The organism is Pseudomonas sp. HP_14 (assembly GCF_055283875.1).
On the sequence record NZ_JBTOQI010000042.1, the window covers coordinates 26066 to 50913 of the forward strand.

The window sequence follows — 24848 nt, forward strand, 5'->3', positions numbered from 1 at the left end:
TGTGTCGGGAATCCTTGTGTGTCTGTGATAGTCAGTGTGCGCTCGGTGTCGGATGCGGATGCATCACGGCGCGCTGACGTTCCTGCTGGAGAAACTTCATGATGATGGGGGCAACTGCTTCAGCGCGGGTGATCAGGAACAAATGACCGTCATCGATTATGTGTAGCTGGGCGTTGGGGATCCGCCAAGCCAGAAGGCGCATATTTATTAACGGGATCAGTGGATCATCGTCGCCTGCCAGCACCAATGTAGGCTGATGAATCTTGTGCAGCCAGTGGATACTGGTCCATCCCATGCCTGCAAACAGTTGCCAGTAATAGCCCAGCTTGCCGGACGAACGGACCTTCGCGGCATGGTTGGCGGCCAGATGGGGATCACGCCGGAACGCACCGCCGTAGATTTCCGGTGCAATACGAATGACGTGAGACGGTTGTATGTAGCGCCGCGGGCTGGCCATCAACCAGAGCACTCGCGGTTTGCCCGGGACCATCACTGCCCCCGCAGCTGTCGCCGCCAGCACCAGCTTTTTGCAGCGCTCCGGGTAGTCGTAAGCGAACTGTTGAGCCAGCGCACCGCCCCATGAAACGCCGATAGCGTTGACCTGGCCGTAGTCCAGATAGTCGAGCATGCGTGCCGCCAGTTTTGCCAGACCGGGAAACCGGTATGGGCGACTGGGTGTTGAGGAGCCGCCGACGCCGGGCACATCGAAGGCGATGATTTCCAGGTCCGGGTCCAGCGCGTCAACGAAAGGGAACACCAACTCGAGGTTGGCGCCAATACCATTGAAAATCAGCAGTGGAGTCAGATGACTCTTGCCTGGGCGTACAGCAGTCCGGATGCTGTGGCCATCCAGATCAATGGTGCGAAAAATAAACGGTTGCGGCATGCGCGAAGCCCTGTGGGTTAAACCGCTGGAAAAGCCGTCCTGCGCTTTGACCAGATCGCCCGAGGCCGGGCGCCGATGTGGAATGTCAGTGGTTACTGTAGGAGCTGCCGAAGGCTGCGAAAGAGGCTGAAAATGCTTCGCAGCCTTCGGCAGCTCCTACAGTTTTCTGTCTGCCGCGAGATCGCTCCTGCCTTTGTAACGGCCATCGGCAGCCGTTCCTGACGCCACCCGTCGCATCAAGCCCTAGCGTTCATGCACATAGGTCCCCGGTGATGCCTCTCCGGCCGGGAAAGCCTTGCTGCCCAGAATCGCCGGGGATTTTCTGAGTTTGCCGGAGCGTTCGCTCAGCCAGTTCTGCCAGTGCAGCCACCATGAGTCGGTGTGCTTGGTGCCGTTTTCCTGCCAGACCTTCGGATCGACCGGCAACTCGCTGTTGGTCATGTAGCGTGCCTTGGGGTTACCGGGCGGGTTGAGAATGCTCTGTATATGGCCACTGCTGGACAGTACAAATTCTGTCTTCCCACCGAACAGCCGCGCTGATTTGTAGCAGGAGCCCCATGGCGTGATGTGATCGTTGGTCCCGGCCAGACAAAACACATCGCTGGTGACCTGTTTAAGGTCGATAGGCGTACCGCACACTTCAAGCGCATTGGGGCGGATCAGCGGGTTGTTCTTGAACATCTCGATCAGGTCGCCGTGGAAGGCGGCGGGCAGGCGGGTGGTGTCGTTGTTCCAGAACAGGATGTCGAACACTGGCGGCTCGTTGCCGAGCAGGTAGTTGTTGACCCAGTAGTTCCAGATCAGGTCGTTGGGCCGCATCCAGGCAAACACCTTGGCCATGTCGCTGCCTTCGAGTACTCCCGCCTGATACGAGTGGCGCTTGGCCGACTCCAGCGTTTGCTCGTCGACGAACAACGCGACGTCGGTGTCCAGCGTGGTATCGAGCACGCTGACCAGCAAGGTCAGGGCATTGACCTTCTGATCGCCCAATGCGGCGTAATGGCCGAGCAGCGCTGTGCAGGTAATGCCGCCTGAACAAGCACCAAGCATATTCACGTCTTTGCTGCCGGTGATGGCCGTGACCACATCGACAGCCTCCTTGAGCGCATCGATGTACGTCGACAAACCCCATTCACGCTGAGCCTTGGTCGGGTTACGCCAGCTGATAATGAACGTCTGCACATTACTGCGCAGACAAAAACGCGCCAGGCTTTTTTCCGGGCTCAGGTCGAACACGTAGAATTTGTTGATTTGCGGCGGTACTACCAGCAGCGGCCTTTCATGCACTTGCTCGGTGATGGGCTTGTACTGAATCAACTCAAGCACGTCGTTGCGAAACACCACCGAGCCTTCGCTGGTGCCCAGACTTTTGCCAACTTCGAAGGCGTCCATGTTGACCTGGCTGGGCATGCCGCCGTTGTGCACCAGATCCTTGGCCAGGTGAGACAGGCCGTCGAGAACGCTTTTGCCGCCGGTTTCGAAGAAGCGTTTGATTGCTGCCGGATTAGCTGCGGTGTTGGTGGGCGACATGGCTTCGGTCATCAGATTGATGACGAAGTGGCCGCGACTGATTTCCTGAGGGGAAAGATTGCTGTCGCCGATCCAGTCATGCAGTTCCTTGCGCCAGGCCAGATAGGTCTGCAAGTAACGGCGGTAAACCGGGTTCTGACTCCAGGCCGGGTCATTGAAACGCCGGTCTTCCGGAGCAGGCTGCAGGGCTGATTTACCCAGAAGCACGTTCTTGAGTTCGACGCTCAAGTGCGCAATGTGTTTGGCGCTATGAAAGGGTTGTTTCAACGCCTGGCGCAGAACCATACGGGCAGTGGTCAGCAAGTCCTTGCGCCGCAGGCCAACCACCGGATTCAAACCCAGCGTGTGTTCCGAGGCTTGTTGCTGCAGGTCATCGTTGTTTCTGCTACTCATTCACGACGCTCCATTGTCCTGTGGTGAGTACCGCTTCCCTGTGAATCAGTGACACAGGCAAATGCCGGTACTACTGCTCGGGTGACCGATGATGGCTAAACCGCTTATCCCTGAAGAGGTGGCCGTCGCGGTGGACGCGTGAACAATTGCGCTCCTTGCGACGACTTCTTTGCAAACCTTTCAACTGCATTTGAGGATGCAGGGAACTTGCCAAAACCATTGGTTACGCGAGATTGCGAAAAATCGCAAGCAGCACCCGTCATTGGCCGCTGCGCGGCACATTCAAACAAAAGGAATTAGAAAGCGCGTCCTAAAACGCCGGGCGGCTCAGGGGTGCGGGTTAGAGCATCAGCCGAATGACTTGCTCGGAAGGGTCGCGGGACTTGCCAGCGTTTTTCAGCTCAAGCAGATAGTCATTCCACAGGTCTTCCTGGCGTTGCGCCAGTTCGTAAAGATACTCCCATGTGAACAGTCCGCTGTCATGACCGTCGTCGAAGGTCAATTTCAGTGCGTATTGCCCGGCAGGTTCGACTTTGGTAAGTCCTACACCGAGTTTGCCGAATTGCAGGATCGGCTTGCCATGGCCCTGAACTTCGGCAGACGGCGAATGCACCCTCAGAAACTCTGCAGGCAGGTGATATTCCTCGCTTGGCCCGTACTTGAGAGTCAGGGTTTTCGAGGCTTTGTGGAGCTGGATGGCTGTGGGGAGTTTGGGCATGTCACACCGGATGATATCTGTAGGAGTGAGCTTGCTCGCGATCGGCTGCGAAGCAGTCGTGACTTAGTGAATTCACCATTGCTAAAAGGTCGTGCCGACCTTATCGCGAGCAAGCTCACTCCTACAGTAATTTTTTGCGTTACAGGATATACCGCGACAGATCCTCATCCTTGGCCAGTTCGCCAAGGTGACTGTTCACGTACTCGGCATCAATGCGGATCGGCGCTGCATCCGGATCAGTCGCCAGGTCACCGGCGCTGAACGACACTTCTTCCAGCAAGCGCTCAAGCAGTGTGTGCAGACGACGCGCACCGATGTTCTCGGTCTTCTCGTTGACCTGCCAGGCAATCTCGGCGAGACGCTTGATGCCGTCTGCTTCGAACGCGATGTTCAAACCTTCAGTTTTCAGCAGTGCGCAGTATTGCTCGGTCAGGGACGCGTGCGGCTCGCTGAGAATACGTTCGAAATCCTGTGGCGACAGCGCCTTGAGTTCTACACGGATCGGCAGACGGCCTTGCAGCTCTGGCACCAGGTCACTCGGCTTGCTCAAGTGGAATGCACCGGAAGCGATGAACAGGATGTGGTCAGTCTTGACCATGCCCAGCTTGGTGTTGACCGTGCAGCCTTCGATCAGTGGCAGCAAGTCGCGTTGTACGCCTTCACGAGACACATCGGCACCGCCGACGTTGCCGCGCTTGGCAACTTTGTCGATTTCGTCGATGAACACGATGCCGTGCTGTTCGACGGCTTCCAGCGCCTTGGCCTTGAGTTCTTCTTCGTTGACGAGGCGACCTGCTTCCTCCTCACGTACCAGCTTGAGTGCTTCCTTGACCTTGAGCTTGCGGCTCTTCTTCTTGCCCTTGCCCATGTTGGCAAACAGGCTTTGCAGCTGGTTGGTCATCTCTTCCATGCCCGGTGGCGCGGAAATGTCGACGCCAACGGCTTCGCTGACTTCGATCTCGATTTCCTTGTCGTCCAGCTGACCTTCACGCAGACGCTTGCGGAATAGCTGACGAGTGTTCGAGTCGTTGCTCGGCGCTGCCTCTTCCTGGAAGCCAGTGCGGGCAGGCGGCAGCAGGGCGTCGAGGATGCGGTCTTCGGCCGCGTCTTCGGCGCGGTGGCGAACCTTGATGATTTCCTGTTCGCGCAGCAGCTTGATCGCCGCGTCGGCCAGATCACGAATGATCGACTCAACGTCGCGGCCGACATAGCCGACCTCGGTGAACTTGGTCGCTTCGACCTTGATGAACGGCGCGTTGGCCAGCTTGGCCAGACGACGGGCGATTTCGGTTTTACCGACACCGGTCGGGCCGATCATCAGGATGTTCTTGGGCGTTACTTCAACGCGCAGCTCTTCAGGCAGTTGCATCCGGCGCCAGCGATTACGCAGGGCGATGGCAACGGCGCGCTTGGCATCGTCCTGGCCGATGATATGGCGGTTCAGTTCGTGGACAATTTCACGGGGAGTCATTGACATGGTATTTGGCGGTCCTCCAGCTGATTCAGATTCGGCATGGCCGCTGGTTGCAGCGGCCATGACGAGGCTTACTCAGCGAGGTCCTGCTCCTCAATGGTGATGTTGTGGTTGGTGAACACGCAGATATCGCCAGCGATATGCAATGCGGTTTCGGCAATTTCACGCGCCGACAGGTCGGTCTTTTGCAGCAGGGCGCGAGCCGCAGCTTGAGCGAAAGCGCCACCAGAGCCCATGGCAATCAGGCCGTCTTCGGGCTCAACTACGTCGCCGTTACCGGTGATGATCAGCGACGCGTCTTTATTGGCAACCGCCAGCATGGCTTCCAGGCGGCTCAGGGAGCGGTCGGTTCGCCAGTCTTTGGCGAGTTCAACGGCGGCACGCACCAGATGACCTTGGTGCTTTTCAAGTTGCCCTTCAAAGCGTTCGAAAAGAGTGAACGCATCGGCCGTGGCACCGGCGAAACCGGCAATTACTTCACCGTGGTACAGACGACGCACTTTCTTGGCGTTGCCTTTCATGACGGTGTTGCCCAGAGAAACCTGGCCGTCGCCAGCCATGACGACTTTGCCGTGGCGGCGCACTGAAACGATGGTGGTCAAGGGAGAGTCTCCACACAGCGGGGCGAAAATGCCCTGGTGAAAACTCATATGGGGGTGTGGGAAAGGATTTCAACCGTGGGGGATGAGTGGTGATGAGGGGCGAGCATAACAACTGTAGGAGTGAGTTTGCTCGCGATGGCGTCAGTTCATGCGATAAATTCGTCGACCATGAAATCCGATCGCGAGCAAGCGCACTCCTACAGGGGCCGCGTTTGCTGCACGGCATTGCGGGGTCTGGACGACTGGGGCGCTCCTACAGGCCAGCATTTCGGCAGTGACCTGTGGGAGCGAATTCATTCGCGAAGGCGTTTTGTCAGGCACCGATGATGCAAGACGTGGCGGCCTCTTCCCGAATGAATTCGGTCCCACGGGATCCGGATGCGGTAGTTACTTACTGCGCTGCTGCAACAACAAGTTACTAAAACCACCACTCGCCAACTGCTTCTGGGCCACGGTCAGTTGCTCGCGGTTGCTGAACGGTCCGACCAGCACGCGGTACCAGGTTTCATCTTTGACCGTACCTGACTCAACGGCTGCGCTCTGGCCGAGCAGGATGATCTGCGCGCGCACCTTGTCGGCATCTTCTTTTTTACGGAACGAGCCCGCTTGCAGGAAGAATTGTGTCACCGCTGCCGGTTTGGCCACAGGCGGTGCCGGTGGCGGAGTCAGGCCGCTGAGCGCTGCCTGAGCGCGTGCGGTGTCGATCTTCGCGGCTTGCTCAGGCGTGACCGGCGCAACCACTGGTGGCGGGGTTTTCTCCGGCACGGCCTCGTTAGGCACGATGACTTCCGATTCCGGCAGCAGCGTGTAGAAGTCGTACTTGGGCTTGACCGGCGCGGTCGGGCTCGGTGGCGTCTTGTTCGCTTCGGCGATTTTTGCCGCCTTGGCATCAGCCCTGACTCGCTTGATGTCGTCGCCGCCGGGTTCGAGCTTCATCAGAAAAACGACGAAGGCACCGACGCTGAGACCGATTGCCAGCCACAGCCATCCAGGAATCGGCTTCTTCGCGGGTGCCTGATAACGGCTGGCGCCGCGCTTGGGAGCAGGTTTCTTTTTCGCAGCAGCCAACTTACATACGCTCCAGAGTTTCCAGACCCAGCAGTTGCAGGCCTTGCTTGAGGGTGCGGCCGGTCAATGCAGCGAGGCGCAAGCGACTCTGCTGTTGTTCGGCATTCTCGGCGGCCAGGATAGGGCAGTTCTCGTAAAAGCTGGAGAACAGGCCGGCGAGGTCGTAAATGTATGCGCACAGAACGTGCGGCGTGCCTTTGTCGGCGACGTTGTTGAGGATTTCCCCAAACTGCGCCAGGCGTGCAGCCAGCTCCTGCTCCTGTGGTGCCTCAAGGACGATCTGGCCCTTACTGGCATCAAAGGGCGTACCCAGCTTGCGGAAAACGCCTGCAACTCGTGTGTACGCATACAGCAGATACGGTGCGGTGTTGCCTTCGAAGCTGAGCATCTGGTCGAAGTTGAAGCTGTAGTCGCTGGCCCGATGCTTGGACAGGTCGGCGTACTTCACCGCGCTGATGCCTACGGCCTTGGCGATGGTGCGCAGTTCGTCTTCAGGCAGCTCGGGGTTCTTTTCCTTGACCAGTGTGTAGGCACGCTCCTTGGCTTCTTCAAGCAGGTCGATCAGTTTGACCGTGCCGCCATCGCGAGTCTTGAACGGGCGGCCGTCGGCGCCGTTCATGGTGCCGAAGCCCATGTGTTCCAGTTGCATGCCTTCGTGAACGAAACCGGCACGACGTGCCACTTCGAATACCTGCTGGAAGTGCAGCGCCTGACGCTGGTCGACGAAATACAGGGCGCGATCAGCCTTCAATACGTTGCTGCGATAGCGGATCGCAGCCAGGTCGGTGGTCGCGTACAGATATCCGCCACCGGCCTTTTGCACAATCACTGGCAGCGGGGTGTCGTCGGCTGTTCTGAATTCTTCGAGGAAGACGCACTGTGCGCCGTTGCTCTCAACCAGCAGGCCGGCTGCTTTCAGATCGGCAACTACGTTGGCCAGATCATCGTTGTAGGCACTTTCGCCCATCACGTCTGCCGGGGTCAGTTTGACGTTCAGCAGGTCGTAGACTTTCTGGCAGTGCGACAGCGAGATGTCTTTGAATTTGGTCCACAGGTTAAGGCATTCAGCGTCACCGGCCTGCAGTTTTACCACCAGCCCACGGGCGCGATCGGCGAACTCTTCGGATTCGTCAAAACGTTTTTTCGCGGCGCGGTAGAAGTCTTCCAGGTCCGACAACTCGTCACTGGTGGCTGGCTGCTCTTGCAGATAAGCCAGCAGCATGCCGAACTGCGTACCCCAGTCGCCCACGTGGTTCTGGCGGATGACGGTGTCACCGAGAAACTCCAGAACGCTGGCAACGCCGTCGCCGATGATCGTCGAGCGCAGGTGACCTACGTGCATTTCCTTGGCGAGGTTCGGTGCCGACAGATCGACAACCGTGCGCTGCGCCGGACCGGCTTTGCGCACCGACAGCTGGGCGTCGGCCAGCGCGGCGTCAAGACGTGCGGCCAGAGCCTGAGTGTTCTGGAAGAAGTTCAGAAAGCCGGGACCGGCGATTTCAACCTTGCTGATCTGCTCATCGGCAGGCAGCGCGGCGATCAGCTTTTCAGCCAGATCACGGGGCTTCATACCGGCTGGCTTGGCCAGCATCATGGCGATGTTGCTGGCGAAGTCGCCGTGGGTCTTGTCCTTGGCATTCTCCACCTGAATCACTGGCGACAGGCCTTCTGGCAAGACGCCTTCGGTGACGAGTTGGCTCAGGGCTTGTTGGATCAGTTGGCGAATGATGTCTTTCATGATGCTCTCTTTCGACCGCAAGCGCGGCAGCGCCTGGATGCGCGGGTGGAAAAACTGGGCATTATCCGTTGCCGGAGCCACCTTGCCAACCGCGTTGGATGTGCGGTCTGAAATTTCCCCTGTGGGAGCTGCGCGTTTAATACAAATCCACCGGATCCACATCCAGCGACCACCTGACCTGCCTGCCACTCGGCATCTGTTCCAGCGCCAATAGCCAGGAAGCAAGCAGCCGATGCAGCGGCGCGCGGGCGCTGGATTGCAGCAGCAATTGCGCTCGATAACGACCGGCACGGCGCTCCATCGGTGCTGGAACCGGGCCGAGCAGTTCGATACCGCCCAGATTCATGTCGTTCAACAGTTGCTCGGCAACCGAGCAGGCTTCATCAAGGAATCCTTCGGCCTGACCCGGTTTATGCGCTTCTGCCCGTAAAAGCGCCAGATGCGCAAAAGGCGGCAGGCCTGCCGCTCTGCGCTCGCTTAGCGCTTGCTCCGCGAAGGCGAAATAACCTTGTTCGGTGAGCTGAATCAGCAGCGGATGGTCCGCCAGATGCGTCTGGATGATGACCCGGCCAGGCTCTTCAGCGCGTCCTGCACGGCCTGCGACCTGAACTATCAACTGCGCCATGCGCTCGCTGGCGCGGAAATCCCCGGAAAACAGCCCCCCATCGGCGTCCAGAATCGATACTAATGTCACGCGCGGAAAGTGGTGCCCTTTGGCGAGCATCTGCGTACCGACCAGAATGCACGGCTGGCCGCGCTGTATGGTCGCAAACAGTTGATTCATCGCGTCCTTGCGCGAGGTGCTGTCACGGTCGACCCGCAGTACCGGGTAATCCGGAAACAGAATGGCCAGACGCTCTTCGGCACGCTCGGTGCCTGCACCAACCGGACGTAAATCCACTTTGCCGCATGACGGGCATTGGCGCGGTACGCGTTCGACATGGCCGCAATGGTGGCAGCGCAATTCACCGGAGCGTTGGTGGACCGTCATTCGCGCATCGCATCGCGGGCAGCCCGACAGCCAGCCGCAGTCGTGACACAGCAGTGTCGGCGCAAAGCCGCGTCGATTGAGGAATACCAATACTTGCTGGCCAGCTTCGAGGGTCTGGCCGATGGCTTGTTGCATCGGCCCGGAAATACCACTGTCCAGCGGCCGGCTTTTCACGTCCAGACGCATGAACTTTGGTTGCTGTGCCCCGCCAGCCCGCTGGTTGAGGCGTAGCAGGCCGTACCTTCCGGTGTAAGCGTTGTGCAGGCTTTCCAGCGAGGGCGTGGCCGAGCCGAGCACGATGGGAATGTTTTCCTGGCGGGCGCGCACCAGTGCCAGGTCCCGGGCGTGGTAGCGCAGGCCTTCCTGCTGTTTATAGGAGCCGTCGTGCTCTTCGTCGATGATGATCAGGCCGGGGTTCTTCATCGGTGTGAACAGCGCCGAGCGGGTACCGATAATGATGTCGGCCTCGCCGTCCCGCGCCGCCAGCCAGGCGTCCAGCCGGTCGCGGTCATTGACCGCAGAGTGCAGCAAGGCGATGCGTGCGTTGAAGCGTTGTTCGAAGCGCGCGAGGGTTTGTGGGCCGAGGTTGATTTCCGGGATCAGTACCAGCGCCTGTTTACCGGCTTCCAGTGTTTCGCGGATCAGCTGTAAATAGACTTCGGTCTTGCCGCTGCCGGTAACGCCTGCAAGCAGGAACGCGTGAAAGCTGTCGAACCCGGCGCGAATGGCCTCGCAGGCTGCCCGTTGTTCGGTGTTGAGCGGTAGCTCCGGCTGCGCCAGCCAGTGCTCGTGCCGTGCCGATGGTGCATGGCTACGCACTTCGACCTGAACCAGCTCTTTGGCCAGCAACAGGTTCAGGCTCTCTTTATTAAGCATCAGTTTGCTGAGCAACTGATGGGCAACGCCGTGAGGATGCTGGGCCAGCGTCATCAGGGCTTCACGCTGTTTGGGCGCCCGGGCGATGCGCGGGTCGTCCACGCTAGCGTTTGGCGCGACCTGCCAGAAGCGTTCCTGACGCGATTCCGCCGGTTCACCCTGGCGCAGCAGGACCGGCAGGGCCCAACTCAAGGTGTCACCGAGGCTGTGCTGATAATACTGAGAGGTCCAGAGACACAGCTTGAACAGTGAAGGTGGCAGAGGTGCTTGCTCGTCCAGCAGCGCAATGGCGGGCCTGAGCTTGTCGGCAGGCACTTCGCTGTGGTCGGCGATCTCGATCAGGATGCCGATCATTTCCCGGCGGCCGAACGGCACTCGCAGACGCATGCCTGGTTGCAAGGCGCTGCGCAGCACTCCGGCGGGGGCTCGATAGTCGAACAGACGCCGCAGTGGCGAAGGCAAGGCAAGGCGCAGAATAGCGTCGGGCACGCGGGGTTTCCCTGTTACGGTATGTGACGGATGCGCGATCTTAGCAGACGCAAGCGGACGACCGGCTTAAAGGTTTACTTGCGCGATCTGCATTGTCTGGTAAGATTCGCGGCCTATTTACGTGCGGTATTCGACAATAGTGTTGGATGGCGGCACGCTAGCCCGAGGAAGTACCGATGAAAGCTGATATCCATCCAGTTTACGAAGCCATTGACGCTACTTGCAGCTGCGGCAATGTCATCAAAACCCGTTCGACTCTCGCCAAGCCTCTGAGCCTGGACGTTTGCAACGAGTGCCACCCGTTCTACACCGGCAAGCAGAAGACTCTTGACGTTGGCGGCCGTGTTGACAAGTTCAAGTCGCGCTTCGGTGCGTTCGGCGCGACCAAGCCTGCTGCCAAGTAAGGTCGGTCGTTCTGGAAAATCCAACGGGTTTCTCCAGGCTGCTTAAAAAGGCGTCCCTCGCGGGCGCCTTTTTTGTGGCCGCGATTTGGCTGCCCGTCGCTCAGGCTCTGTGTCCGGCGCCATCTTCGCTCCCTGTAGCGCAGGTCGAGCGGGTGGTCGATGGCGATACCCTGCGCCTGAAGGATGGCCGCAACGTACGCATGGTTGGCCTCAATACGCCCGAGACGGGCAAGAAAGGCCGCTCTGCCGAGCCGTTTGCTGAAGCGGCCAAACGCCGTCTGCAAAACCTCGTGGACGAGAGCGATGGTGCGGTGAGTTTGCGGGTCGGGCAGCAAGGCAAGGATCACTACGGTCGTGTGCTGGCCAATGTCTATGATCGCAATGGCGCGAATCTCGAAGCGCAGCTGTTGAGCGAGGGGCTGGGTTATCTGGTCGCCGTATCGCCTAACGTAGCGCTGGTGGATTGCCAGCAGGCTGCTGAGCGGGCCGCCCGTCAGGCAGGTCTTGGTCTTTGGCGTAACTCGCCGGTGCAACCGGCAAGCCAGATCGATAAAGGCGGTTTTGCGCTGGTCTCCGGGCAGGTCGTCGATGTGCAGCGTAATGGCGGCGGCATGTGGATTGAATTGCAAGGCTCGCTGGTGCTGCGTATCGCCCCTGATCTGGTCAGCCAGTTCGACTCCAAAACACTGAGCCGTCTGAAGGGCCAGCGTATCGAGGCGCGTGGCTGGGTCGTTGATCGCTCTCGTCGCGGTGGTCTCAAAGATGGCCAGGCACGCTGGATGATGCCGATTACCCATCCGGCGATGCTTGATCTGTCAGCCCTCTGATTAGTTGCTGAACCCCCTGTAGGAGTGAGCTTGCTCGCGATAGCGGTGTGTCAGTGAAAAATTTTCTGGTTGAACGCTATCGCGAGCAAGCTCACTCCTGCAGGGCGCGCGCGGTGTGCTAGCGCTTCAACCTCCTCGCCTCTAAGCGTAAAGTCTTAGTCCTCGCCTATTGACAGTTGTGACTGGCCAGTCTTGTTAGGACTTTGCATCTTGCGTATCCTCGGCGGTCCGTCTGTCCCACAGTAAAAAAAGCGGAATGCCCACATGTCTGATTTGAAAACTGCCGCGCTTGAATATCACGCCAATCCTCGTCCGGGGAAACTGAGCGTAGAACTCACCAAGCCCACCGCAACCGCTCGTGACCTGGCCCTGGCTTACAGCCCTGGTGTTGCCGAGCCTGTGCGTGAAATCGCCCGTGACCCTGAGCTGGCCTACAAGTACACCGGCAAAGGTAACCTGGTAGCAGTTATTTCCGATGGCACCGCAATCCTTGGCCTGGGTGATCTGGGTCCATTGGCTTCCAAGCCAGTGATGGAAGGCAAGGGCGTTCTGTTCAAGCGTTTCGCCGGTATTGACGTATTCGATATCGAAGTTGATTCGGAAAGCCCACAGGCTTTCATCGACACCGTAAAACGCATCTCCATCACCTTCGGCGGTATCAACCTCGAAGACATCAAGGCGCCTGAATGCTTTGAGATCGAGAAAGCGCTGATCGAACAATGCGACATCCCGGTTTTCCACGATGACCAGCACGGTACCGCGATTGTTACCGCGGCCGGCATGATCAACGCCCTGGAAATCGTCGGCAAGAACCTCGCTGACGCCAAGATCGTCTGCCTGGGTGCTGGCGCTGCGGCCATCTCCTGCATGAAGTTGCTGGTGAGCATGGGCGCGAAGATTGAAAACATCTTCATGATCGACCGTTCCGGCGTGATCCACTCCGGCCGTACCGATTTGAACCAGTACAAGGCTGTGTTCGCTCACGCGACTGAGAAGCGCACTCTGGCTGACGCCCTTGACGGCGCAGACGTGTTCGTTGGCTTGTCCGGTCCGAACCTGCTGAGCGCTGAAGGTCTGAAGTCGATGGCCAAGGATCCGATCGTGTTCGCTTGCTCGAACCCTGATCCAGAAATCGCTCCAGAGCTGGCTCACGCTACCCGTAGCGATGTGATCATGGCGACCGGTCGTTCCGACTACCCGAACCAGGTCAACAACGTACTGGGCTTCCCGTTCATCTTCCGTGGTGCTCTAGACGTTCGTGCCAAGCGCATCAACGAAGAAATGAAGATCGCCGCGGCTAACGCCCTGCGTGAACTGGCCAAACTGCCAGTGCCTCAGGAAGTGTGCGATGCCTACGGTGGTATCAAGCTGGAATTCGGTCGTGAGTACATCATCCCGAAACCAATGGACTCCCGTCTGCTGGGCCTGATCGCTGATGCTGTCGCCAAGGCAGCCATCGAGAGCGGCGTTGCAACCCTGCCGTATCCAAAGCACTACCCGCTGACCAGCGTTGATGACGTTTTTAACGGCTAACGTTGTTAGCGGACCCATAAAAAACCCGGCCATTAGCCGGGTTTTTTTATGGGGAAGTTTCAAGCTACAAGCTGCAAGCGAAAACAACGCAGCATTCCGGTTCTCCGCTGCTTTTTCTTGTGGCTCGCAGCTTGAAGCTTGTAGCTGCTTGCCTAGAACAAATCGATCGGCGCTGACTCATCCGCTGGCAGCGGGCTGCCCGGTGCCTGGCCGCCCAGTTCGTTGACGCTCGGCGGCGTGTCTTCGCTTTTGAACAGCTCGAAGAATGCGTTAGGCGTACTCGGAGTCGCTGCGCGGCCACTGATCGGGTCTACACGCAAGCTCAGGATGCCATCTGGTTCAGCCTGCTGATGCGGTGGCTTGTCCTTGAGCGCGGCGCTCATGTAGTTCATCCAGATTGGCAGGGCAACGGTACCGCCAAATTCATGACGGCCCAGGCTTTCGGGTTGGTCGAAGCCTGTCCAGACAGTGGTCACGTAATCGGCGTTGTAGCCAGTGAACCAGGCGTCCTTGGATTCGTTGGTTGTACCGGTCTTGCCTGCGATGTCCGGACGGTTCATTGCCAGGGCACGGCGACCGGTACCGCGTTTGATGACGTCCTGCAGCATGCTGTTGAGGATGAACGTAGTGCGCCCATCCACAATGCGCGGTGCAATGGCTGGCGCTTGAGGATCAACCGGTGGGGCAGGCTGTGCCGGGCCCTCGGTCGACGATGTAATCAACGCTGGGCCATTCGGTACCGCTACCGTGTTGGCATGGGGCGCAGGCTGGCTGTCGACCGCTGGCACGCTTGGCGGGTTTGCCTCAAACAAGGTCACACCGTCGCGGCTTTCAATGTTCTGGATCAGGTAGGAGTTCACCTTGTAGCCGCCGTTGGCGAACGCTGACCAGCCTGTCACGATTTCCATCGGGGTCAGGGTTGCGGTGCCGAGCGCGAGCGAAAGGTTGCGCGGCAGGTCGCTTTTGTTGAAGCCAAAGCGTGTGATGTAGTCAATCGAAGTGTCGATACCCAACTGCTGCAGCAGGCGGATCGATACCAGGTTACGCGACTTGTACAGCGCTTCACGCAGGCGGATCGGACCAAGGAAGGTATTGGTGTCGTTCTTCGGACGCCACACCTTATCGAGATATTCGTCAACGAACACGATTGGCGCGTCGTTCACCAGGCTCGACGCGGTGTAGCCGTTGTCCAGTGCGGCGCTGTACAGGAACGGCTTGAAGCTCGAACCTGGCTGACGCTTGGCTTGCAGGGCGCGGTTGTAGTTGCTCTGCTCGAAGGCGAAGCCACCGACCAGCGCGCGAATCGCACCATTCTGCGGATCAAGGGAAACCAGTGCGCTTTGTGCGGCAGGAATCTGACTGAACTTGAGAGAGCCATTTTCCTGACGTTGCAGGCGAACCAGATCGCCGACATGCGCTACGTCAGCAGGCTGTTTTGGGTTGGCGCCCAGACTGTTGGTGTTCAGATACGGACGTGCCCATTTCATGCTTGCCCAATCAACAGTCTCTTCCTTTTCACCTGTACGCGTGAGGACGCGCAGACCGGTCTTGTCGACCTGGGTGACGATGGCAGGCTCCAGGCCGCTGATAGGACGTTGCTTGGTCAGCTCTTGCACCCAGCCTTCGCGGGTCATGCCCGGGAAGCGGCTTTCAGGGCCGCGATAGCCGTGGCGCTGGTCATAGTCGATCAAGCCTTCCTGAACAGCCGTGTTGGCGTGTTCCTGAAGGTCGCTCGGCACGGTTGTAGTGACACGGAAGCCTTCTGTATAGGCGTCGCTGCCATAGCGACCGACCATTTCTGCACGGGCCATCTCGGCAATGTAAGGCGCGTTAACTTCTGGCGTCGGTACGTGGTAGCTGGCATTGAGCGGTTCGTTGAGAGCCGTCTGATAGGCGTTCTGGTCGATTTTGCCCAGCTTGTACATGCGGCCCAGAATCCAGTCCCGACGCTCTTTGGCACGAGTTGGATTGGCCAGCGGATTGAAGCGCGAAGGCGCTTTAGGCAGGCCCGCAATCATCGCCATTTGCGCAAGCGTTACGTCGCGAATCGATTTGCCGTAATACACTTGCGCCGCCGCTTCGATCCCGTAGGCTCGGTTGCCCAGGTAGATCTTGTTGACGTACAGCTCAAGAATTTCATCTTTGGTCAGTTGGCGCTCAATTTGCAGTGCAAGAAGAATCTCGGTGGTTTTGCGCGAAAAACTGCGCTCACTCGTCAGAAAATAGTTCTTTGCGACCTGCATGGTGATGGTGCTGCCACCCGACTGGATATGGCCGCTTTTCACGAGTTGCGAAGCTGCACGCATCAAGCTGCCGGGGTCGACGCCGTAGTGATTGGCGAAGTTGTCGTCTTCGGCCGAGAGCAAGGCGTTGATGAAGTTGGGCGGGATTTCGGCAAAGCGGATCGGGGTACGGCGCATTTCGCCAAACTCCGCGATCAACTTGCCATCGCTGCTGTACACGCGCAGAGGAATTTGCAGCTGAATGCTGCGCAACGCTTCAACAGACGGAAGGTTCGGACTCAGGTAAAGAAAGGCACCGCTGAGGCCGAGTAACAGCGCACAGAATACGGCAACGAGAGACCACCACAAAAACTTCAGCAGGCGTATCAAGGCTTTTAGGTTTCCAGAATAAAGAACAGAAAAAAGAATGAGTTAAGCGCGGACACTAACAAACAGACACGCCTTGAAGCTTGGTTAAACGAAAAAAACGCTGGGCATTATAAGCATTTTTCGTCTCCGAGCGTTATTTGCGCTACTGTCAAGACTGCCGACAGCGGCGTTGGACAACAAATAATCCGTAAGTGACGGAAACTCATAGGAAACAGGTTGTGTTCGAACTCTTCGGTAAGAAGGCCAACACCCTTCTAGGGATCGATATTAGCTCTACATCGGTGAAGCTCCTTGAATTGAGTCGTTCCGGCACACGCTACAAGGTCGAGTCTTACGCGGTTGAGCCGCTTCCGGCGAACGCCGTGGTCGAAAAGAATATTGCCGAGCTTGAAGGTGTCGGCAATGCGCTGTCGCGTGTATTGATCAAGGCCCGTGCAGGCGTCAAATCTGTGGCGGTTGCTGTCGCCGGGTCGGCAGTGATTACCAAGACCATCGAAATGGATGCTGGCCTGTCCGACGACGACATGGAAAACCAGCTGAAAATCGAAGCCGATCAATACATTCCTTATCCGCTGGAAGAAGTCGCAATTGATTTCGAGGTTCAGGGCTATTCGGTGCGTAATCCTGAGCGGGTCGAAGTCCTGCTTGCTGCCTGCCGGAAAGAAAATGTCGAGGTGCGCGAAGCGGCTTTGGCACTCGCAGGCCTGAGCGCGCGGGTTGTCGATGTGGAGGCCTACGCGCTGGAGCGTGCTTTTGGATTGTTGTCGGCGCAATTGGGCAATGGTCACGATCAACTGACCGTGGCGATCGTCGACATCGGCGCAACCATGACCACGCTGAGTGTGCTGCACAAAGGTCGCATCATTTATACCCGCGAGCAGTTGTTCGGTGGGCGTCAGCTCACTGAAGAGATCCAGCGCCGTTATGGCCTTTCAGTGGAAGAGGCCGGGCTTGCGAAGAAGCAGGGCGGTCTGCCGGATGATTATGTCTCCGAAGTCTTGCAGCCGTTCAAGGATGCCGTGGTGCAACAAGTTGCCCGGTCGCTGCAGTTTTTCTTCGCCGCAGGGCAATACAACTCGGTCGACTACATCATGCTGGCCGGTGGCACGGCGTCGGTTTCCGGCCTGGATCACCTGGTTCAGCAGCGCATCGGCACCCCGACCCTGGTTGCCAACCCGTTTGCAGATATGGCGCTGGGGCCCAAGGTCAATGCTGGCGCCCTGGCCAGTGACGCGCCTGCTTTGATGATCGCTTGCGGTCTGGCCCTGAGGAGCTTCGACTGATGGCCCGGATTAACCTTCTCCCCTGGCGTGAACAGCTTCGCGAAGAACGCAAGAAGCGCTTCCTGGTTGCTCTGGCGGGCGTATTTGTCGCTTCGATCGGAGCGTTGTTCTTGGTCAATCAGTATTTGAGCAGCGCGATTACCCATCAGGCGGCGCGTAATGCGTTCATTCAGAACGAAGTCGTACAGCTCGACGAGCGCATCAAAGAGATCAGTGATTTGCGAGCTCGACGCAAGCAACTGCTGGAACGTATGAAGATCATCCAGGACCTGCAGGGTAACCGTCCGATCATTGGCCGGGTGTTTGACCAGATGGCGCGCACTCTTCCGGACGGGGTGTACTTCTCGAACGTGAAGATGGCTGACAACCTCATCAGTATCACCGGCGCGGCCGAATCGAATAATCGTGTCTCGGACCTGATGCGTAATCTGGACGCCTCCGACTGGCTTGAAGCGCCAAGTCTGACCGAAGTCAAGGCAACAACCGCTGGCGCGCTGGATCAGGCCAACGTGTTCCAGCTGACAGTGCGCCAGACCCAGCCGGGCATTGATGGAGCCAAGCCATGAATCTTTCTGAGTCGCTGGAAGGGCTGCGCCGGATCGACCTTGGCGACCTTGACGTCAACAACCTTGGCTCATGGCCTGCGGCGGTCAAAGTCGTGGCGGGCATGTTGTTGATGGTGCTGGTGCTGGCCCTCGGTTACTTTTTCTACATTCAGGATCTTGAGAGTCAGCTCGATGCTGCACGCGCCAATGAAGGTACGCTCAAGGAGCAGTTCACCAACAAGGCTTTCCAGGCCGCGAACCTGCAGCCTTACAAGGTGCAGATGACTGAAATGGAAAACACCTTCGGTGCTTTGCTGAGGCAGCTGCCCAGCGATACCGAGGTACCAGGCTTGCTTGAAGACATCACCCGTACAGGGCTAGGCAGTGGGCTGGAGTTCGAAGAAATCAAATTGCTGCCTGAAGCTGCTCAGCAGTTTTACATCGAATTGCCGATACAGATCACCGTAGTCGGCGCTTATCACGACCTGGCAACTTTTGTCAGTGGCGTTGCGAGCTTGCCGCGGATCGTTACCCTGCACGACTTTGAGATCAAACCTGTTGACGCTTCCAATCCCTCCAGGTTGCGCATGAACATTCTTGCCAAGACCTATCGCTATAACGATGAAGGGCTCAAGAAATGAGGCTGGCGCGATTGTTGTGCGCCAGTGTGGCGTTGATCAGTCTGGCCGGTTGCAACGATGACTCGTCGTTCGCCGACCTGACGACCTTCATGGATGAGGCGCGGGCCCGACCGACGGGCACCATCGAGCCGCTGCCCAAGTTTCGTCCTTACGAGGCGTTTACCTATAACGCGGCGAATATGCGTAGCCCGTTTCAGCCACCGATAAAGGCTGATCTGGTCAATCGCTTGAAAGGCTCTCGATTGGTAGCACCTGATGAAACCCGGCCTAGGCAGTTTCTGGAAGGTTTCAATATCGAGACGTTTGAGATGGTCGGTACTATGGCCAATGACACCGGCACCTTTGCCTTGCTTAAAGGCGCTGGCGGCGTATACCGGGTGAAGGTAGGCGATTATCTGGGGCGTAATAATGGCCGGATTGTCTCAGTCGATGAATCTCGGGTTGATGTCGTAGAAATAGTTCCTGACGGAGAGGGGGCATGGTTGGAAAGGCCGCGCAGTATTTCCCTGAAAGAACGCTCATGAAACGAGCACAGCCAAGCACGCAAAACACCCTCGGGTTTGCAGGACGGAAAATGATCATGACCAGGATTCTTTCGGCTATCGGTGTATCGCTATGGATTGCGATGATTTCGCCGGTGCTCCAGGCCGCCACTCTCAAAACGCTGGATGTGGCTGCATTGCCCGGAGACAGGATCGAACTCAAACTGAGTTTCGACTCCCCTGTGCCTGCGCCCAAAGGCTACACCACCGAGCAACCTGCTCGTATTGCACTGGATCTGCCCGGAGTTACCAGCCAGCTGGCGACCAAGAGCCGTGAGTTGGGCAGTGGTAACGCCCGTAGCGTGGTGGTGGTTCAGGCCCAGGATCGCACGCGGGTCATCATCAACATGACCGCGCTTGCGCCCTATAGCTCGCGGGTTGATGGCAATAACCTGTTTGTCGTGATTGGCCAGGGCGCCGCAGCGGCACAGGCCTCGCAGCCGACTACAGCTCAGGGCGCCGCACGTGTTGCCGTGCCGCCACCAGCCCCGGCGAAGCCCAAGGCCTATGCGCCCGTCGGCAAGGCAATCAGGAATGTCGATTTCCAGCGTGGCGAGCTGGGTGAAGGCAATGTGATCATTGATCTGACCGACTCCAGCGTCGCCCCTGATATTCAGGAGCAGGGCGGCAGAATTCGTGTTGATTTCGCCAAAACCCAATTGCCTGAAAAGCTGCGTGTGCGCCTGGACGTCAAGGACTTCGCCACGCCGGTGCAGTTCGTCAATGCCAGTGCTACTGGCGACAAGGCCAGTATCACCATCGAGCCTTCAGGGCCTTTCGATTATTCGGCTTACCAGACGGAAGGCAAACTGACTATCAGTGTGCGTCCGTTGACCAACGAGGATCTGGACCGTCGCAATGCTGAAAAGCTGGTCTACACCGGTGAAAAGCTGTCGCTGAACTTTCAGGACATCGACGTGCGTTCGGTGCTGCAGCTAATCGCCGACTTCACCAGCCTCAATCTGGTGGCCAGTGACACGGTGCAAGGCGGCATCACGCTGCGTCTGCAGAATGTGCCATGGGATCAGGCGCTGGACCTGGTGCTGAAAACCAAAGGTCTGGACAAGCGCAAGATCGGCAACGTGCTGTTGGTGGCGCCAGCCGACGAAATCGCGGCTCGCGAGCGTCAGGAACTGGAGTCGCTCAAGCAGATTGCCGAGTTGGCACCGCTGCGTCGTGAACTGTTGCAGGTCAACTACGCCAAGGCTGCGGATATCGCCAAGCTGTTCCAGTCGGTGACCAGCGCCGAGTCGAAAATCGATGAGCGCGGCTCGATTACTGTGGATGACCGCACCAATAACATCATTGCCTACCAGACTCAGGACCGCCTGGACGAACTGCGCCGTATCGTTTCCCAACTGGACATTCCGGTGCGTCAGGTGATGATCGAAGCCCGAATTGTCGAGGCCAACGTCGGTTACGATAAGGCGCTTGGGGTCCGCTGGGCGGGCGACACCAACCGCAACAACAACCATAAATGGAGCGGTTACGGTCTGGATGACAATGGGGACGAAGCCGGTAACACGGGCGATGCGCTGACTTCCAATGTGCCGTTCGTCGATCTGGGTGCAGCCAACGCAACCTCCGGCATCGGTATCGCGTTCATGACCGATAACGTTTTGCTCGACCTTGAGCTCAGCGCCATGGAGAGAACCGGTAACGGGGAGATCGTCTCGCAACCCAAGGTCGTGACCTCGGACAAGGAAACCGCGAAGATTCTGAAAGGTACCGAGATTCCTTATCAGGAATCCAGCTCCAGCGGCGCTACCACCGTTTCTTTCAAAGAGGCCTCGCTGTCGCTGGAGGTGACTCCGCAGATCACCCCGGACAACCGAATCATCATGGAGGTCAAGGTCACCAAGGATGAGCCGGATTACCTCAATACCGTGCTGGGTGTGCCGCCTATTCGCAAAAACGAAGTCAACGCCAAGGTGCTGGTCGCCGACGGCGAAACCATCGTAATTGGTGGTGTGTTCTCCAATACGCAAAGTAAAGTTGTCGATAAGGTGCCATTTCTTGGCGATGTGCCGTATGTTGGCCGCCTTTTCCGGCGCGATGTGGTCTCGGAAGCAAAATCCGAGCTGCTGGTGTTCCTCACTCCGCGTATCATGAACAACCAGGCGATTGCTGTGAGTCGTTGATTCTGTGCGAAATTTAATACTTGTAGGGCCGATGGGGGCTGGCAAAAGCACCATCGGCCGTTTGCTGGCCAAAGAGCTGCGCCTGCCGTTCAAGGATTCCGACAAGGAAATTGAACTGCGCACGGGTGCCAATATCCCGTGGATTTTCGACAAGGAAGGCGAGCCGGGCTTCCGTGACCGTGAGCAAGCGATGATCGCTGAGCTGTGTAGCGTGGACGGCATTGTCCTCGCGACCGGCGGCGGCGCAGTCATGCGCAGCGAAAACCGTCAGGCCCTGCACCAGGGAGGGCGCGTGGTTTATCTGCATGCGTCGGTAGAGCAGCAAGTCGGGCGTACTGCCCGTGACCGTAACCGTCCATTGTTGCGCACAGCTGATCCGGCGAAGGTTTTGCGCGATCTGCTGGAGATGCGCGACCCGCTTTATCGGGAGATTGCCGATCTGGTGGTTGAAACCGATGAGCGGCCGCCACGAATGGTGGTTCTTGATATCCTTGCGCGTTTGGCGGAGCTTCCTCCCCGTTAAAGCCCAGGCAGAAATGCGCTATCCTCGGCGACCAATAAAAAACAGGACGAGGCACTGCCTTGAGCCACATTTTGCGTGAGTGCCAAAAGCGCTCACAGCGACGTATCCGGTAATCAACGTGGGGACACATGCAGACACTTAAGGTCGAGCTTGGCGAGCGCAGCTACCCGATTCACATCGGCGAAGGCTTGCTGGATCGTTTGGATTTACTCGCTCCGCATATCGTCGGGCGGCAAGTGGCGATTGTTTCCAACACCACCGTCGCACCGCTTTACCTTGAGCGACTGACCCGTACGCTGGCCGATTATAAGGTCCTGCCCGTCATTCTTCCCGACGGTGAAGCTTTCAAGAACTGGGAAACCCTGCAAACCATTTTTGATGGCCTGCTGGGTGCTCGTCACGATCGTCGTACCACCGTGATTGCTCTCGGTGGCGGTGTCATTGGTGACATGGCCGGCTTTGCCGCTGCCTGCTATCAGCGGGGGGTGAATTTTATTCAGATCCCTACTACCTTGCTGTCACAGGTCGATTCGTCGGTGGGCGGCAAGACCGGTATCAACCATCCGCTGGGCAAGAACATGGTCGGCGCTTTCTATCAGCCGAGCGTTGTGCTGATCGATACCACCAGTCTCAACACCTTGCCTGAGCGCGAGCTGTCTGCAGGTCTTGCCGAGGTCATCAAGTACGGCCTGATCAGCGATGAACCGTTCCTGACCTGGCTTGAAGAAAACATTGACCGGCTGCGCGGGCTGGACCAAGCCGCATTGACTGTCGCTATCGAGCGCTCCTGTGCTGCCAAAGCCTTGATCGTCGGCGCTGATGAGCGAGAAACCGGCGTGCGTGCCACGCTTAACCTCGGCCACACTTTCGGGCATGCCATCGAAACTCATATGGGTTACGGCGTCTGGCTGCATGGTGAGGCAGTAGGTGCAGGCACTGCCATGGCGTTGGAAATGTCTTCCCGGTTGGGCTGGATCAGCGAACAGGAACGCGATCGCGGTATCCGCCTGCTGCAGCGTGCCGGTTTGCCGGTGGTGCCACCGCAGGAAATGACCCCGGAGCATTTCCTTGAGCACATGGCGGTCGACAAAAAAGTCCTGGATGGTCGTATGCGTCTGGTCCTGCTTAGCCGTATGGGCGAAGCCGTGATCACCGACGAATATCCAAAAGAAGTATTACAGGCCACGCTGGCGGCGGATTACCGCGCCCTCGTGGATCAGCTCAGAGGTTAATGAAAATCCATGACGAGTAGCTTGCACGCCGACGAGGCCTTCCTCGGCCATTACCAGTTGAGTCATGACCCCTTCGCGGCGCGGGTACCTGGCTTCAAATTTTTCCCTGCCCAGCGCAAGCCGGTACTGGGGCAACTGCATCATCTGGCGCGTTACAGCCAGCTGTTGCTGGTTGTGACCGGGCCAAACGGCAGCGGCAAGACATTGTTGCGTCAGGCGCTGGTCGCCAGCACCAACAAGCAATCGGTTCAGAGCGTAGTGATTTCGGCGCGCGGCGCCACCGATGCGTCCGGCCTGCTGCGTCAGGTTGCCCAGGCGCTGAATGTCGCCCAGCCAGAGATGCATGCCATTCTTGCTCAGATCGTGCAGTTGGCGCTGACCGGGCAAGAAGTCTATTTGTTGGTCGATGATGCCGAACAACTGGGCGAATCTGCACTCGAAGCACTGCTCGGTCTGGCTGATGGAAGTCCTGAAGGCCGTCCGCATGTGTTTCTGTTCGGTGAAGCCTCGCTGATCGATCGACTCGATCAGCTGTGTGCAGAGGCAGAAACCGAGGGCGAGCGCTATCACGTCATCGAGCTGGCACCTTACACGGAAGACGAAACACGGGAATATCTGGAGCAGCGACTGGAAGGTGCCGGACAAGGCATCGAATTGTTCACGGCCGAGCAGATAACCGATATTCACGAGCATTCCGGTGGATGGCCTGGCGCTATCAATCAGGTTGCCCGGGACTCAATGATCGAGGCGATGATCGCCAGCCGTTCGGCGGTCAAACGCCCAAGTGTGGGATTCAAAATGCCGAAGAAATATGTAATGGCACTGGGTGCTGTGGTTGCAGTCGGGGTATTGGCAGCAGTGCTGATCCCGGGCCGTGGCGGCAATTCCGGTGCTCCAGCGACGCAGCCTGCCAACTCTCAGGCGCAATTGCCTCTGGGGCAGGGCACGCCAAGCGCCCAGCAGTCCAACAATGGTGGCCCTGCTATCGAGTTCGCAGGTAACTCGCAGCCGATGCCGTTGCCACTGGTGGGCAACTCTCAGCCTGTCATGCGTGGCCCGCTTGCCGAAGCGGCTGGCGCAAGTGATGGCGACGATGATGGTGTACCGGTTGGTTCGGTTGAGCAGCCGCCGACCGTGACCACCACCGCGCCGCCTGCCGGTGTGCCGGCCGGTGCTGCACCTTCCACGCCTCGCTCGTCTATTGCGCCGCCAGCGGCCGCTACTGCTCCGAAGCCTGCCGCACCTGCGGCGACCGCTCCGAAGCCAGCAGCGCCAGCTCAGGCTCCTGCACAGGTCGCAACCGCCAAACCAGCACCCGCTGCCGCTGCGAAACCTGCGGCCGGTAGCAGTTGGTACGGCAGTCAGCAACCAGGTCGTTACGTTGTGCAGATTCTGGGCACCAGCTCAGAGACCACTGCTCAGGCCTTCGTTGCAGAGCAAGGTGGCGAGTACCGTTATTTCAAGAAAACGCTTCAGGGCAAGCCGCTGTATGTGATTACTTACGGCAACTTCTCTGATCGCGCAGCTGCCCTTGCAGCTATCAAGGGATTGCCAGCGAAGGTTCAGGCTGGTAAACCTTGGCCTCGTACTGTCGCCAGTATCCAACAGGAACTCGGCGCAGCTCGCTGAAGTCGCAGCGGCCTTACCCTGGCCGCTCACCCAGCAACCTGTTTGACCTCTTGAGCGTGCTGCCACTGGCAGCGCGCCTTGTGGTGTCTGTATCACAGGCACCTTAGGTATTCAGAACGCTTCTGGTCAGAACGATAAAAAAATCTTTCGGCTAGCACAGCATCCAGCTAT

The 24848-nt window shown here is 58.2% G+C and carries 20 protein-coding genes; 11 read left to right on the top strand and 9 right to left on the bottom strand.

What is annotated here, in order from left to right; genetic code table 11:
* Nucleotides 1–31 precede the first annotated feature (31 nt).
* The 8 genes from phaZ to ACYASS_RS20795 form a co-directional block, all read right to left on the bottom strand.
* Nucleotides 32–886: a poly(3-hydroxyalkanoate) depolymerase gene (gene phaZ / locus ACYASS_RS20760; protein WP_122664138.1), complete on the bottom strand. Its 855-nt coding sequence runs from the start codon at nucleotides 884–886 to the stop codon at nucleotides 32–34.
* Between the two features lie 243 nt (nucleotides 887–1129).
* Nucleotides 1130–2809, bottom strand: coding sequence for a class II poly(R)-hydroxyalkanoic acid synthase (phaC, locus tag ACYASS_RS20765; protein WP_243244244.1), 1680 nt, complete (start codon nucleotides 2807–2809; stop codon nucleotides 1130–1132).
* Between the two features lie 340 nt (nucleotides 2810–3149).
* Nucleotides 3150–3527 carry a gamma-butyrobetaine hydroxylase family protein gene (locus ACYASS_RS20770; protein ID WP_122398295.1) on the bottom strand — a complete coding sequence of 126 codons (378 nt, stop codon included), beginning with the start codon at nucleotides 3525–3527 and terminating at the stop codon, nucleotides 3150–3152.
* Nucleotides 3528–3666: 139 nt separating this feature from the next.
* Nucleotides 3667–5004 carry an HslU--HslV peptidase ATPase subunit gene (gene hslU / locus ACYASS_RS20775; protein WP_122664141.1) on the bottom strand — a complete coding sequence of 446 codons (1338 nt, stop codon included), beginning with the start codon at nucleotides 5002–5004 and terminating at the stop codon, nucleotides 3667–3669.
* 68 nt (nucleotides 5005–5072) lie between these two features.
* Entirely contained in the window at nucleotides 5073–5603 is a 531-nt protein-coding gene (hslV, locus tag ACYASS_RS20780; protein ID WP_027901992.1) for an ATP-dependent protease subunit HslV, read from the bottom strand.
* 387 nt (nucleotides 5604–5990) lie between these two features.
* Nucleotides 5991–6671, bottom strand: a complete 681-nt coding sequence (locus tag ACYASS_RS20785; protein WP_122664142.1) for an SPOR domain-containing protein — start codon at nucleotides 6669–6671, stop codon at nucleotides 5991–5993.
* Between the two features lies 1 nt (nucleotide 6672).
* Nucleotides 6673–8409, bottom strand: coding sequence for an arginine--tRNA ligase (argS, locus tag ACYASS_RS20790; protein WP_463587510.1), 1737 nt, complete (start codon nucleotides 8407–8409; stop codon nucleotides 6673–6675).
* 136 nt (nucleotides 8410–8545) lie between these two features.
* Nucleotides 8546–10765 carry a primosomal protein N' gene (locus ACYASS_RS20795; protein WP_463587511.1) on the bottom strand — a complete coding sequence of 740 codons (2220 nt, stop codon included), beginning with the start codon at nucleotides 10763–10765 and terminating at the stop codon, nucleotides 8546–8548.
* 176 nt (nucleotides 10766–10941) lie between these two features.
* On the opposite strand from ACYASS_RS20795, the gene rpmE reads away from it, so the two are divergent.
* The 3 genes from rpmE to ACYASS_RS20810 all read left to right on the top strand — a co-directional run bounded on the left by rpmE (nucleotide 10942) and on the right by ACYASS_RS20810 (nucleotide 13529).
* Entirely contained in the window at nucleotides 10942–11169 is a 228-nt protein-coding gene (rpmE, locus tag ACYASS_RS20800) for a 50S ribosomal protein L31 (RefSeq protein ID WP_122664146.1), read from the top strand.
* 11 nt (nucleotides 11170–11180) lie between these two features.
* Nucleotides 11181–11996 carry a thermonuclease family protein gene (locus tag ACYASS_RS20805; RefSeq protein ID WP_463587640.1) on the top strand — a complete coding sequence of 272 codons (816 nt, stop codon included), beginning with the start codon at nucleotides 11181–11183 and terminating at the stop codon, nucleotides 11994–11996.
* A 264-nt stretch (nucleotides 11997–12260) separates the two neighbouring features.
* Complete coding sequence (locus ACYASS_RS20810; protein WP_463587512.1) at nucleotides 12261–13529, top strand: malic enzyme-like NAD(P)-binding protein; 1269 nt, start codon at nucleotides 12261–12263, stop codon at nucleotides 13527–13529.
* A 152-nt stretch (nucleotides 13530–13681) separates the two neighbouring features.
* Here ACYASS_RS20810 and ACYASS_RS20815 read toward each other — a convergent pair whose 3' ends face one another.
* On the bottom strand, nucleotides 13682–16138 hold the full coding sequence (locus tag ACYASS_RS20815) for a penicillin-binding protein 1A (protein WP_463587641.1): 2457 nt from the start codon (nucleotides 16136–16138) through the stop codon (nucleotides 13682–13684).
* Between the two features lie 221 nt (nucleotides 16139–16359).
* Here ACYASS_RS20815 and ACYASS_RS20820 point away from each other — a divergent pair, with 221 nt between their 5' ends.
* The 8 genes from ACYASS_RS20820 to ACYASS_RS20855 all read left to right on the top strand — a co-directional run bounded on the left by ACYASS_RS20820 (nucleotide 16360) and on the right by ACYASS_RS20855 (nucleotide 24677).
* Nucleotides 16360–17424 (top strand): pilus assembly protein PilM, encoded by a 1065-nt coding sequence (locus ACYASS_RS20820; protein ID WP_463587513.1) that lies wholly within the window; start codon nucleotides 16360–16362, stop codon nucleotides 17422–17424.
* A complete protein-coding gene (locus tag ACYASS_RS20825) occupies nucleotides 17424–17990 on the top strand; it encodes a PilN domain-containing protein (protein ID WP_463587514.1) in 567 nt (188 codons plus the stop codon). The genes ACYASS_RS20820 and ACYASS_RS20825 overlap by 1 nt, the downstream gene beginning before the upstream one ends.
* On the top strand, nucleotides 17987–18610 hold the full coding sequence (gene pilO / locus ACYASS_RS20830) for a type 4a pilus biogenesis protein PilO (RefSeq protein WP_122664152.1): 624 nt from the start codon (nucleotides 17987–17989) through the stop codon (nucleotides 18608–18610). The genes ACYASS_RS20825 and pilO overlap by 4 nt, the downstream gene beginning before the upstream one ends.
* Complete coding sequence (gene pilP, locus ACYASS_RS20835; RefSeq protein ID WP_243244251.1) at nucleotides 18607–19134, top strand: type 4a pilus biogenesis lipoprotein PilP; 528 nt, start codon at nucleotides 18607–18609, stop codon at nucleotides 19132–19134. Before pilO ends, pilP begins: the two co-directional genes overlap by 4 nt.
* Nucleotides 19135–19190: 56 nt before the next feature.
* Nucleotides 19191–21293 (top strand): type IV pilus secretin PilQ, encoded by a 2103-nt coding sequence (gene pilQ, locus ACYASS_RS20840; RefSeq protein ID WP_243244252.1) that lies wholly within the window; start codon nucleotides 19191–19193, stop codon nucleotides 21291–21293.
* Nucleotides 21294–21297: 4 nt separating this feature from the next.
* Complete coding sequence (gene aroK, locus ACYASS_RS20845; RefSeq protein WP_087271137.1) at nucleotides 21298–21816, top strand: shikimate kinase AroK; 519 nt, start codon at nucleotides 21298–21300, stop codon at nucleotides 21814–21816.
* 128 nt (nucleotides 21817–21944) lie between these two features.
* Nucleotides 21945–23048, top strand: a complete 1104-nt coding sequence (aroB, locus tag ACYASS_RS20850; protein ID WP_463587515.1) for a 3-dehydroquinate synthase — start codon at nucleotides 21945–21947, stop codon at nucleotides 23046–23048.
* A gap of 9 nt (nucleotides 23049–23057) precedes the next feature.
* Nucleotides 23058–24677 carry an ExeA family protein gene (locus tag ACYASS_RS20855; protein ID WP_463587516.1) on the top strand — a complete coding sequence of 540 codons (1620 nt, stop codon included), beginning with the start codon at nucleotides 23058–23060 and terminating at the stop codon, nucleotides 24675–24677.
* The last annotated feature ends 171 nt before the right edge of the window (nucleotides 24678–24848 follow it).

Excerpts from the sequence above, each read along its gene's own strand:
- ACYASS_RS20810 (WP_463587512.1), top strand. The coding sequence starts at position 12,261 with ATGTCTGATTTGAAAACTGCCGCGCTTGAATATCACGCCAATCCTCGT.
- hslU (WP_122664141.1), bottom strand. The coding sequence starts at position 5,004 with ATGTCAATGACTCCCCGTGAAATTGTCCACGAACTGAACCGCCATATC.
- phaC (WP_243244244.1), bottom strand. The coding sequence starts at position 2,809 with ATGAGTAGCAGAAACAACGATGACCTGCAGCAACAAGCCTCGGAACAC.
- phaZ (WP_122664138.1), bottom strand. The coding sequence starts at position 886 with ATGCCGCAACCGTTTATTTTTCGCACCATTGATCTGGATGGCCACAGC.
- pilQ (WP_243244252.1), top strand. The coding sequence starts at position 19,191 with ATGACCAGGATTCTTTCGGCTATCGGTGTATCGCTATGGATTGCGATG.
- argS (WP_463587510.1), bottom strand. The coding sequence starts at position 8,409 with ATGAAAGACATCATTCGCCAACTGATCCAACAAGCCCTGAGCCAACTC.
- aroB (WP_463587515.1), top strand. The coding sequence starts at position 21,945 with ATGCAGACACTTAAGGTCGAGCTTGGCGAGCGCAGCTACCCGATTCAC.
- ACYASS_RS20770 (WP_122398295.1), bottom strand. The coding sequence starts at position 3,527 with ATGCCCAAACTCCCCACAGCCATCCAGCTCCACAAAGCCTCGAAAACC.
- ACYASS_RS20855 (WP_463587516.1), top strand. The coding sequence starts at position 23,058 with ATGACGAGTAGCTTGCACGCCGACGAGGCCTTCCTCGGCCATTACCAG.
- pilP (WP_243244251.1), top strand. The coding sequence starts at position 18,607 with ATGAGGCTGGCGCGATTGTTGTGCGCCAGTGTGGCGTTGATCAGTCTG.
- rpmE (WP_122664146.1), top strand. The coding sequence starts at position 10,942 with ATGAAAGCTGATATCCATCCAGTTTACGAAGCCATTGACGCTACTTGC.
- pilO (WP_122664152.1), top strand. The coding sequence starts at position 17,987 with ATGAATCTTTCTGAGTCGCTGGAAGGGCTGCGCCGGATCGACCTTGGC.
- ACYASS_RS20825 (WP_463587514.1), top strand. The coding sequence starts at position 17,424 with ATGGCCCGGATTAACCTTCTCCCCTGGCGTGAACAGCTTCGCGAAGAA.